Origin of the sequence: Corallococcus sp. EGB (genome assembly GCF_019968905.1) — a bacterium.
Taxonomy (GTDB): domain Bacteria; phylum Myxococcota; class Myxococcia; order Myxococcales; family Myxococcaceae; genus Corallococcus.
Genome location: NZ_CP079946.1, coordinates 6,108,495 through 6,120,289 on the forward strand (window position 1 = coordinate 6,108,495; position 11,795 = coordinate 6,120,289).

7 protein-coding genes are annotated in these 11,795 nt (G+C 70.8%); 6 read left to right on the forward strand and 1 reads right to left on the reverse strand.

Annotation, left to right across the window (positions count from 1 at the left end; all coding sequences use genetic code 11):
* The first annotated feature begins 212 nt into the window (after positions 1–212).
* Positions 213–3,776 carry an endopeptidase gene (locus tag KYK13_RS25060; protein ID WP_223634264.1) on the forward strand — a complete coding sequence of 1,188 codons (3,564 nt, stop codon included), beginning with the start codon at positions 213–215 and terminating at the stop codon, positions 3,774–3,776.
* Positions 3,777–3,849: 73 nt separating this feature from the next.
* On the opposite strand, the gene KYK13_RS25065 is transcribed toward KYK13_RS25060, so the two are convergent.
* Entirely contained in the window at positions 3,850–4,251 is a 402-nt protein-coding gene (locus KYK13_RS25065) for a VOC family protein (RefSeq protein ID WP_223634266.1), read from the reverse strand.
* A gap of 220 nt (positions 4,252–4,471) precedes the next feature.
* On the opposite strand from KYK13_RS25065, the gene KYK13_RS25070 reads away from it, so the two are divergent.
* From KYK13_RS25070 to KYK13_RS25090, 5 genes are all read left to right on the forward strand, one after another.
* Positions 4,472–4,795: a hypothetical protein gene (locus KYK13_RS25070; RefSeq protein WP_223634269.1), complete on the forward strand. Its 324-nt coding sequence runs from the start codon at positions 4,472–4,474 to the stop codon at positions 4,793–4,795.
* A gap of 296 nt (positions 4,796–5,091) precedes the next feature.
* Positions 5,092–7,131: a M20/M25/M40 family metallo-hydrolase gene (locus KYK13_RS25075; RefSeq protein ID WP_223634273.1), complete on the forward strand. Its 2,040-nt coding sequence runs from the start codon at positions 5,092–5,094 to the stop codon at positions 7,129–7,131.
* A 169-nt stretch (positions 7,132–7,300) separates the two neighbouring features.
* Positions 7,301–8,368, forward strand: a complete 1,068-nt coding sequence (locus tag KYK13_RS25080; protein WP_223634276.1) for a putative zinc-binding metallopeptidase — start codon at positions 7,301–7,303, stop codon at positions 8,366–8,368.
* Positions 8,369–8,372: 4 nt separating this feature from the next.
* The gene (locus tag KYK13_RS25085) at positions 8,373–9,410 is read left to right on the forward strand and encodes an ATP-grasp domain-containing protein (protein ID WP_223634279.1); all 1,038 of its coding nucleotides are present in this window, start codon (positions 8,373–8,375) and stop codon (positions 9,408–9,410) included.
* A gap of 94 nt (positions 9,411–9,504) precedes the next feature.
* A complete protein-coding gene (locus KYK13_RS25090; protein ID WP_223634282.1) occupies positions 9,505–11,736 on the forward strand; it encodes an FUSC family protein in 2,232 nt (743 codons plus the stop codon).
* The last annotated feature ends 59 nt before the right edge of the window (positions 11,737–11,795 follow it).

The following is an 11,795-nucleotide window of genomic DNA, read 5'->3' on the forward strand; positions in this document are numbered from 1 at the left end:
CCGGATGGACTCCTCCGAGCACGGCAAAACACTTCGCGGGGACCCGAGGGCGACTGAACACTGCAAGCCGTTGATTCCCTTCGATTTTCCAAAATACAGCCCTAATCAGGAATAACCGCAATACACACCTAAAAAGCCTATCGCCTAAGCAGGAGGCGCTCCGCCCCGGAGCCCGCCGGACCCGTCCGGCGGCATCACCCGAGGAGACGTCCATGCGCCCCCTGCGGTCCGCGTTGTGTTGTCTTGCCCTCCTGGTGTCATCCGCGACGTATGCCTTCCAGCCCTCGCAACCCGCGGCAGAGAGCGCGGTGGCGAAGAAGGCCTTCTTCAAGCCGGAGCTGTACCTGCCCATCCAGAACGTGCCCCTGGAGAGGGCGCGGTCGCTGATGCCGCGCGCGGGCGCGGACAAGTGGGCGGGGTTCGTCGCCCGCTTCGGCGGCAACGTGCAGGTGTACCTGGATCCGCTGTCCGGCATGCCCACGGGCATCCAGGGCAGCTTCCCCCTCATCCCGGGTGACGGCTACCGCAACAACGTCACCCTGGAGTCCGTCCGCCAGGGGTTGGGCCGCTCCGTGGGGAGCGTGGACGAGGCCGTGGTGGGCGAGCTCGTCTTCAAGTTCATCGCGGACCACCAGGACGCCATCGGCGTGGACCTGCTGCAGCTGGGCGCGCCGCGCGTGACGCAGGTCACGGACACGCTGTGGCAGGTGCACATCCCGCAGGTGGTGAACGGCGTGCCGGTGCGGCACGGCCGGCTGGCGGCGACCTTGAGCCACGGCAACCTCATCCTCCTGGGCACGGAGGCGTGGTCCAACGTGGGCATCGACACGAAGCCCCGCTTCACGTCCGCGCAGGCCCTGAGCGCGGGCAGCGCGTTCCTGGGCATGGCGCTGTCACCCACCAGCCTGTGGCAGCAGCCCACGCTGGAGCTGACCCCCTACGCGCGCACGGGCGCGGCCTTTGGCCAGGGCTATGGCCACGCGCTGGTGTGGAGCTACGGCTTCTCCAACCCGGGTGAGCACGAGCGCTGGAAGGTGACGGTGGACGCGAACTCCGGCGAGGTGCTCGCCGTGGAGGACGACAACCACTACTTCGACGCCCAGGTGAAGGGCGGCGTGTACCCGTCCACCAACATCGGGACCTGCACGTCGAAGGAGACGTGCGGCACGATGCAGTCCAACACGCCCATGCCGTGGGCGAACACCGGCTTCGCGGCGCCCGACAACTTCACCGACGGCGCGGGCATCTACAACTACAGCGCGGGCACGCTCAACACGACGCTGTCCGGCAAGTACGTGAAGATCGCCGACAGCTGCGGCGCCATCAACGAGAGCTCCGCCACGGGCAGCCTGGACCTGGGCGGCGCGAACAACGACCACGACTGCACGGTGCCCGCGGGCTCGTCCGTGGGCAACACGCCGGCGGCGCGCTCCAGCTTCTACGAGCTGAACAAGATCAAGGAGGTGGCCCGCGGCTGGCTGCCCTCCAACACCTGGCTGCAGGGCCAGCTCACGGCCAACGTGAACCTGAACAACACCTGCAACGCGTTCTGGAACGGCAGCACCGTGAACTTCTACAAGTCCGGTGGCGGCTGCCGGAACACGGGTGAGATCGGGGCGGTGTTCGACCACGAGTGGGGCCACGGCATGGACAACTTCGACGCCAACGGCACCCTGTCCAACTCCAGCGAGGGCTACGCGGACATCGCGGGCATCCTGCGCCTGCAGACGTCCTGCGTGGGCTACGGCTTCTTCCAGACGACGGACACGGGCTGCGGCCTCACGCCGGACGGCACGGGCTACAACCAGCAGGAGTCGCAGGTGGCGGGCCAGTCCTGGTGCAACCTGCGCTGCTCGGGCGTGCGCGACGCGGACTGGGCGGCGAGCGCGCCGAACATCCCGGCCACCCCGCAGAACTTCACCTGCAAGATGTGCTCGTCCGGCTCCGGCCCGTGCAGCAAGCAGGTGCACTGCGCCGCGTCCCCGGTGCGCCAGGCGGCGTGGGACCTGGTGACGCGCGACCTGACGGCCGCGCCCTTCAACCTCACCTCCAACGACGCCTTCATCCTGGGCAACAAGCTCTTCTACCAGGGCTCCGGCAACGTGGGCACGTGGCACGCCTGCAACTGCACCGCCGGCACGTCCGACGGCTGCGGCGCGACGAACGGCTACATGCAGTGGCTGGCCGCGGACGACGACAACGGCAACCTGGCGGACGGCACGCCGCACATGACGGCCATCTACGCCGCCTACAACCGCCACAACATCGCCTGCTCCACGCCCGCGCCCACCAACGGAGGTTGCGCGGCCGGCCCCACGGCGGCCCCCACCACCACGGCCACCGCGGGCGACAGCCAGGTGAGCCTGTCGTGGACGGCGTCCGCGGGCGCCAACCAGTACTGGGTGATGAAGACGGAGGGCTTCGCGGGCTGTGACTTCGGCAAGGCGCGCGTGGCCACCGTCACCGGCACCAGCTACACGGACGCGGAGGTCGCCAACGGCCGCCAGTACTGCTACTCGGTGGTGCCCGCGAGCAGCAACGCGTGCTTCGGCCAGGCGTCCGCGTGCACCTGCACCACGCCCACCTGCGCGGCGCCCTCCGTGCCCTCGCTGTCCACCCCCGCCTCCGGCGCCACCGGCGTGGAGCTGCTCGCGGTCCTGGACTGGGCGGACATCACGGGCGTGTCCGGCTACGAGGTGCAGGTGGCCACCGACAGCGCGTTCACCAACGTGGTGCGCAGCGCCAACTCGCTCATCGCCAGCACCTGGACGGTGTCCCCGGGCCTGACGGCGGACACCGCCTACTACTGGCGCGTGCGGGCGCTCAACTCGTGCGGTGGCACCAGTTCCTGGAGCGCGACGCGCAGCTTCACCACGCGCGGCTGCGTGACGCTGGCGGCCCCCACCCTGACGTCCCCGGCCACCGGCGCCACGGGCGTCGCGCTGACCCCGGCGCTGGACTGGTCCGACGTGACGAGCGCCTCCGCGTATGACGTGCAGGTGGCCACCGACAGCGCGTTCACCAACGTGGTGCGCAGCGCCACGGGCCTCGCCTCCAGCGCGTGGAACGTGACGCCGGGCCTGTCCAACCTCACCACCTACTACTGGCGCGCGCGGGCCACCGACAGCTGCGGCGCGAGCGCGTACAGCTCCGCGTTCAGCTTCACCACCACCAACGTCTGCACGCCCACGGTGGCCACGTACAACGCCAGCCTGCGCACGCCGGCCTGCGGCTCCGTGTGCGGCTGCGACACCGGCCCCACGCTGGTGAATGGCCGCGGCACGGTGTCCGGCGGCGTGGAGCCCAACCAGCCCAACACGCTGGGCGGCACCTGCGCGGACGGCGCCAGCGGCACCTACCACTCGGATGAGAGCATCGACCGCATCGTGCTGAAGACGGTGGACCAGGGCACCATCACCCCGGGCAAGCAGCTCACGGTGGACGTGACGGTGTGGTGCTACGGCACCAGCGATCAGCTGGACCTGTACTACACGACGAACACCACCACGCCCACGTGGACCGCCATCAGCACGGCCAATGCCTGCACCGCGGTGGGGCTGAAGACGTTCTCCTTCCCCGTCACCGTCGGCAGCACCCCCGGCAACCACGCCGTGCGCGCGCAGTTCCGCTTCAGCAGCACGCCGACGAGCGCGTGCGTGGCCGGTTCGTACAACGACCGCGACGACCTGGTGTTCAGCGTCGTGTCCGCCGTGGCCTCGACCCCCACCGCTCCGTCCGCGAAGCAGGTGCGGGGCCGGTCGCTGACGGCGCGCTAGTCACACGTCCGTGAAGTGGCATGGGGGCTCCCGGGTCATCCCGGGAGCCCCCGTGCATTTCTCCGCGCGGCCCCTACCAGGTGTAGACGACGGACGGCGCCGAGCGCTTCGCGGGCCCGTGGTGGACCATCTCGATGTTGTTGCCATCCGGATCCAACACGAACGCCGCGTAGTACCCTGGGTGGTAGGAGCGCTCCCCGGGGGCCCCGTTGTCGCGGCCTCCCGCGGCCACCGCCGCCTGATGGAAGCGGTGCACCATGTCCCGGTCCTTCGCCTGGAAGGCCAGGTGCACGCGCGCCGTGGGCTCGCGGTCGTTGCTGATGAAGAGCTCGTCCGCGGCGAAGTGCCGCTCGCTCTCGTTGAAGACCGGGATGCCCATCACCTCCAGCACCGCGCGGTAGAAGCGCTTGCTCGCCTCCAGGTCGCGGACCTGGAGGTGGACGTGGTCGAACATGCGGCCGTGGTGCAGTTCCATGGTGTGCCTCCGGTGAATGGGCTGTGAGCGGTCTGTCCAACAAACAGCGGACGGGCGACCATCAGAGCGGCAATTCGCGCATGTCAATGCGTCGGCGCCCGGGAAGTCCTGAAAGCGGCAGCAACTTCCACAAATGCGCGGGCGCGCGGCGGCAGGACGACGCAGCTTCGTGCGAGAGTCCACGCCACTTCGCTGTTCTTGCCTTCAGGAGGGTGCCTCGATGTTCATCGAAATCATCGTCCTGCCCCGCGAAGAGCAGCCCCCGAAGCGGCGCACCGGCAAGGCCTCCAAGGCTTCGCCGGCCCCGGAAGCGCGCAGCCGGGCGGAGCTGGCCAGCGAGTGGCGCGACGAGGGCAAGGCCTTCCACGACGCTGTCCTGGAGTTCATCAAGGCCCATCACCTGTTGGGCGCGGTGAAGTGGATGAGCGAGCCGGGGCTCCTGCCCCAGGTGACCCTCATCGCCTCGGAGCGCGTGCTGGAGAAGCTCCAGGCGGAGCCCCGCTTCGCCGCAGGCCGCTCGCTGACCATGAACCTGCAGAGCTGAACGCCGCCCGCCCCACACGGCAGCCCGCCCCTCCTCCCCCTCCCCTTCCGCCCCCCGCCCGAGACACCCGCGTGAGCCCTTCCGCGGCGCGTCCAGGCGTGGCCCGCGTGCGTCATTGTTGGCGGAAAAACCTGTCTCATCCTGTTTCGCGTCACTGTCCAGCTTGACGGCCTCATCTTGAATTCCCCAGGATGCGCCCCCGACCCACGAGGTCTGGCCACCGGGTCCGGACCGGGACGTGGGTGCCCCGCCGTGCCTCCCGTCAGTGCGCCCCTCGCCTGGAATCGGAGCGGAACATGCGTTTGAAGAGCTTGGCCCCCCTTGTCGTGTCGTTGTGCTGCGCCACCGCTTCCGCCGAGCAGCCGCGTGACAAGGAGGTGTTCATCACCCTCGGGTCGGAGACGGTGGCGACGGTGCGCTCGTCGCTGCGCGCGGCGGGCGGGACGGCGCCCACGCTGGTGCGCGAGGCGAACGGGGTGAGCGTGATGAAGCTCACCGAGTCCCAGCTGGGCGACGTCTCCGCCATCATGCATGACCAGTATCACCGCTGCGCGGGCTTCATGGCGCACGACACGCAGGAGGCGGCGCTCGCGGCACTGGAGCCCGCGCAGGCGACGCAGTCGCTGGTGAGCTACACGCTGGACAACGCGCCGGTGGTCAACTCGCTCTTCACCGGCCTGCAGGAGGCCAGCCTCCGTAGCACCATCACCCAGCTGGCCAGCTACACGAACCGCTACTACAACAACTCCACGGGCGGCACGCAGGCGGCCAGCTGGCTGAAGAGCACGTGGGAGTCCTACGCCAGCGGGCGCGGCGACGTGAGCGTGCAGCTGTACACGCACTCCGGCTGGACGCAGCCGTCCGTCATCGCGACCATCACCGGCAGCGTCTACCCGGACGAGGTGGTGGTGATTGGCGGCCACCTGGACTCCATCAACATCACCGTGGCCTCCTCCAGCCGCCCCACGGCGACGGCGCCGGGCGCGGATGACGACGCCTCCGGCGTGGCCACGCTGTCGGAGGTGTTCCGCGTGGCCATGGCCCAGGGCTACAAGCCGGCGCGCACGGTGAAGTTCATGGCGTACGCGGCGGAGGAGGTGGGCCTCTACGGTTCGCAGGCCATCGCGCAGGCGCACAAGTCCGCGGGCACCAACGTGGTGGGCGTGCTGCAGCTGGACATGACCAACTACCGCGGCTCCGCGTGGGACCTGACCATCGTCACGGACAACACCAACGCGGCGCAGAACGCGTTCCTGGGCAACCTCATCGACACGTACACGGGCTACTCGCGCACCAACATCACGTGCGGCTACGGGTGCTCGGACCACGCGTCGTGGAATGCGCAGGGCTACCCGGCGTCCATCCCGTTCGAAGCGCAGATGAACAACGACAACCCCTACATCCACACGGCCGACGACACCCTGGCCAACAGCACGGACGGCAACGCCACCAACGCGCTGAAGTTCGCGCGCATTGGCGCCGCGTACCTGGCGGAGCTGGGCAAGGGCACCATCCCGGGCCTGCCCACGGACACCACGCCCCCCACCGTGTCGCTCACCGCCCCGGCGAGCGGCGCGACAGTGACGGGCACCACCAGCCTCACCGCGACGGCCAGCGACAACGTGGGCGTCAGCAAGGTGGAGTTCCTGGTGGACGGCGCGGTGAAGGGCACGTCCGTCTCCTCGCCGTACAGCTACGCGTGGGACAGCCGCACGGTGGCCAACGGCAGCCACACGGTGGCGGCCAAGGCGTATGACGGCTCGGGCAACACGGCCACCACGACGGCGCGCACGGTGACGGTGTCCAACGTGTCCACGTCCGGCACCTACGACGCCACGCTCAAGACGGTGCGTTGCACCGCGGCGGCCGCCACCTGCGACAGCGGCACCCTCTTCAACGGCCGCGGCAACCTGGGCCCGGAGAAGAACACCCCCAACACGCTGCGCGGCACGTGCGGCGACGGCAGCGAGGGCACCTACAAGAGCGACGAGTCCGTGGAGGCCGTCAAGGTGTCCACCCTGGATGGCTCCAACTTCGCCGCGGGCAAGCAGGTGAAGGTGGAGGCCACGGTCTGGGCCTACGCGAGCCCGTCTTCGGACCGGCTGGACCTGTACTACACGGCCAACGCCTCGGCGACGACGCCCACGTGGACGCTGATCACCACCCTCACGCCGACGGCCGCGGGCTCCCAGACGCTGTCCGCCACGTACACCCTGCCCTCCGGCGCGGATCAGGCCGTGCGCGCGCAGTTCCGCTACGGCACCGGCAGTCCGGCCAGCGCGTGCGTCTCCAACAGCTACAACGACCGCGACGACCTGGTGTTCACCGTCCAGTGAGCCGCGCGGAAGTCATGCGAAGTGAGTGACACGCGGAGGGGATCCGGGGCGCGCACCCGGGTCCCCTTCGTGCTTCAGGCCTTCGCCCGGCAAGGCGCACGGCCGGCTGGCTGCTTCATCAGGGCAGGCGGACTGTCCTTCGCCGGGTCCCGGCCTCACCTTGGTGGGGATGATGCCAACCCCCCAGGCCGAGCCCCGGGTGCTGCGCGAGAAACACCCCTCCGAGGGCGCGGAGCGCGGCCGGCTGTCGCCCCGGCGCGAGGCGCTGCTCCAGGCGCGCATCAAGGACCTGTCGCTGCGGCTGGGGGGCACGCCCCTGGAGCGCTACATCGCGCAGCTGCACGCGGAGCTGGAGGCGAAGGGCATCTCCTTCAAGCCCCAGTGCTACCTGTCCGACGAGTGGGGCTGTCCGTCAGGGGTGCCCGTCATCGGGCTGCCGTTCTACCTGGCGGATCCGGACCTCCTGTCCATCGAGGCGGAGCTGGGCGGCGGCGCGGAGACGGAAGCCGAAATCCTGATGTACCTGCGCCACGAGGCGGGCCACGCGTTCAACTACGCCTACCGCCTCTACGACACGGACGAATGGCTCCGCGTGTTCGGCGACTACGGCCGGCCCTACCGGGACGACTACAAGCCCCGGCCCTTCTCGCGCCGCTACGTCTTCCACATCTCCGGCTGGTACGCGCAGAAGCACCCCGACGAGGACTTCGCGGAGACCTTCGCGGTGTGGCTCACGCCGGGCAGCGACTGGGCGAAGCGCTACCAGGGCTGGGGCGCGCTCAAGAAGCTCCACTACGTGGACGACATCGCGAAGCGCCTGGGCCGCACGACGCCGCCCGTGCAACTGGCCGAGCCCGACTTCACCACCGAGGAGATGGAGGGCACCGTCCAGGACCACTACCGCCAGCGCGAGCTGGACGAGAAGGTGGACGTGGAGCTGCGAAACGCCTTCGACCACGCGCTGGAGGACATCTTCTGGGGTCCGGGTGAAGCGCCGGTGAGCGCGGCCACGCTGGTGCAGGCCGAGCGCCAGCGGCTGCTCTCCACCGTGGGCCACTACGCGGGCGTGAGCCGGGGCGTCGTGCGCGCGGTCGTGGACCACCTGGCGGAGCGCACCGCCGCGCTGAACCTCACCCTGCACCCGGATGACAGCCGCGAGGCGGCGATGCAGCTCGCGTCGCTCGTCACGGTGCTGGCGATGAACTACCTGCACACCGACCGCTTCTTCGAGGACTGAGGACATGCCCGTGAAGGCCCTCCGCATCGCCATCCTCCATTACCAGGCGAAGGATGATGAGCTGGATCCGGTGGTGAAGCAGGTGGGCGCGGCGCTGCGCGCGGCCGGCCATGAAACCTCGGAGGTGCGCGTGGACGAGAGCGTCTCCGACCTGGTGCGGCAGGTCACCAGCACGCGCGCGGACCTGGTCTTCAACCTCTGTGAGACGTTCGCGGAGGACTACCGGCTGGAGGTCAACGTCGCGGCGGTGCTGGAGCTGGCGCGCGTGCCCTTCACGGGCGCCGGCACGGTGGGGCTGCTGCTCGCGCAGGACAAGGTGCTCACCAAGCAGCTGCTCCAGTTCCACGGCGTGCTCACGCCCCGGTTCGCCACCTTCGACGGCAGGTCGTTCCAGACGAGCGGCGACCTGTCCTTCCCGCTGGTGGTGAAGCCCGCGCGCTCGGACGCGTCCATCGGCCTGGGCGTGGAGAAGGACATGGCGGGGCTCGCGAGGCGGGTGAAGAGGATCCGCGAGGAGCACGACGACGACGCGCTGGCGGAGGAGTTCATCGAGGGCCGCGAGCTGTACGTGGGCGTGGTGGGCGACGCGGCGAGCCCGGAGGTGCTGCCGGTGGTGGAGCTGGACTTCGGCTCCCGGTGGAACCGCAAGCGGATGAAGATCGCCAACCGCGAGGTGAAGTTCGCCCCGGAGACGCCGGGCAGTCCACGCCTGGTCCTGCCCACGGACCTGTCGGACGAGCTGCGCGGACGCATGGAGCGCGCGGCCGTCACGGCGTTCCGCGCGCTCAAGCTGCGCGACTACGCCCGCATCGACTTCCGCGTGTCCAGCCGCACCAACGAACCCTACCTCCTGGAGGTGAACCCCAACCCCTACCTGGAGACCCAGTGCGAAGTGGCCCTGGGGGCGAAGGAGCGCGGCTTGAGCTACGAGGCGCTCGTCCAGCGCATCGTGGACACCGCGGCCCGGCGCCACGGCCTGGGGGTGGGCGTCAGGGCCACGGCTGGTGCGCCCGCGCCGGAGCCGGCCCCCGCCCCGCACTGACGCGGCGCGGGCGTCCGGCGCTCGACTGACGCCCCCGCGGCACCGGGCCCGGATTCCGGTGGCCCGGCCGGGGGCGTTGCTCTATGGGGGAGGCGTGCTCCACCGTCAGTTCCTGGACCATGCGAAGGCCGTGGCCCGCTTCGCGCCCGTGCGGCCTGCGGTGAAGGCGGGCCTCCGGGCCGCGCTCGCGTTCTTCGTCCCCACCCTGGTGGGCACCGCGCTGCACCTGCCCGGGACCCTGTGGCTCGCGATTGGAGGCTTCAACACCTCCTTCGTAGACAAGGGCGGCTCCTACCATGCCCGCTTCCGCGCCATGGGCGGCACGGCGCTGGCGGCGGCGGTGTCCGCGGTGGTGGGCGGTCTGGCGGGGATGCACCCGGCCCTGGCCATTCCCGCCACCCTGCTGTGGGTGACGGCGTTCAGCTTCGCGGGCGTGTACGGCGCCGCGGCGAACATCACCGGCAACATCGGCGCCACCACGTTCGTCATCGCGCTGGCCCTGCCCGCGACCGGCGTCGTGCCCGCGCTGGAGTCCGGCGTCGCGGTGCTGGGGGGCTCCGCGTGGGCCATGCTGCTGTCGCTGGTGCTCTGGCCCATCCGCCCCTACCGGCCCGCGCGCAAGGCGGTGGCGGCGTGCTTCGACGCGGTGGCGGGCTACGCGGAGGGGCTGTCGCGCGCGGTGCAGGGCGCGCGCGAAGACGCGTGGCAGGCGCTCATCCAGGAGCAGCACGGGCGCATCCGCGAGCAACTGGAGCTGGCGCGCACCACGCTCGCGGCCACGCGCCAGGGCCGCGTCGAGCGGGGCCGGGGCGAGCGGCTGCTGGTGCTGCTGGAGGCCGCGGACGCGATGTTCATGGGGCTCGTCGCCCTGGGCGAACAGCTGGAGAGCCTGGGCCCGCCGGTGAGCGGGCCGGTGGGGGATCCGCGCGCGGCGGTGGCCGTGGCGCTCCTGGACTGCGCGAACACGGCGAGGGACCTGGTGCACCTGGTGCAGCAGGAGGGCCGCAGCCGCAGGCCGCAGCCGGAGTGGGACGGGCGCGCCCTCCGCGACGTCGTGGGGGACCTGGACGCGCGAGGCCTCATCACGCGGCTGGAGCGCGCGCGGCTGTCGGACATCGCGCGGCTGCTCACGGAGCTGCGCGAGCGCTCGGACGTGGCGCTGGACACCGCGTGCCGGCTGGCGGGCCCGCTCCCCGAGGCCCCGCCCCCCGCGCGAGAGCTGGCCGAGGAGTCCCACGCGTCCCTGCTGGATCCGGTGCGTGCGCACCTCACGCTGGACTCGGAGGTGCTGCGGCACGCGCTGCGCGCGGGGATCACCACCACGGCGGCGGTGTACGTGGCCAGCGTGTTCCGGCCGAACCACAGCTACTGGGTGACCATCACCGTCCTCACCATCATGCAGCCGTACACCGGGCCCACCTTCCTCAAGGCGCTGCAACGGGTGCTGGGGACGGTGGTGGGCGGCCTGCTGGCCATCGCCGTGTCGTCGTGGCTCCAGAACCCGCACGCGATGCAGGGCCTGTTGTTCTGCACGGCCGCCCTGTGCGTGAGCCTCATCCCGCTCAACTACGGGCTCTACACCATCTTCGCCACGCTCACCTTCGTGCTGCTGGCGGAGATGGGCAGCGGGGACTGGACGCTGGCGCCGGTGCGCATCATCAACACGCTCATCGGCGGCGGGCTGGCGCTCGCGGGCACGTTCTTCCTGTGGCAGCGCTCGGAGGGCCAGCGCTTCCCGGCGCAGATGGCGGATGCGCTGCGCGCGGACCGCGAGTTCTTCGGCGTGCTGGCCCGCTCGTGGCAACGGGGCGGGGCACCGGACCCGACGGCGCTGGCGGAGGCGCGCCGGAAGCTGGGGCTGGCCACCATCAACGCGGAGACGTCCTTCCAGCGGCTGCTCACCGAACCGCGCTGGCGCACGGAGACCGTGGAGCCGCTGATGACGCTGCTCGCCTTCACCCGTCGCTTCGCCGCGGTCTGCACGCTGCTCGCGTCGCGGCGCTCCGTGCCCACGACGCCCGCGGTCCAGGAGGCCCTGTCACGCTTCGCGCGCGCCATGGACGCGAGCATGGAGGACCTGGCGGACTCCGTGCACCACGGCCGCGGCCCCAAGCCCCTGCCCGCCTTCGACGCGCTCATCGGCTGGAACGTTCCCCATCCGGACGCGGCCGGCGCGGCGCTGGGCGCCGAGGCCCCGCTGCTCCAGTCCCAGTTGGAGCGCCTGGCGCGTCAGCTCACCGTGCTGCACACCGCGGCGCTCCGCCGCCTGGACGCCCTGCCCGCCGACACGCGCGACGCACGGCCCTCCCCGGTCAACGGGCCCTGAACGACCGCCGGCGGCGTCCGCCTGGGGGCAGGCGGACGGCTCCAGGGCCGGATCCGTCC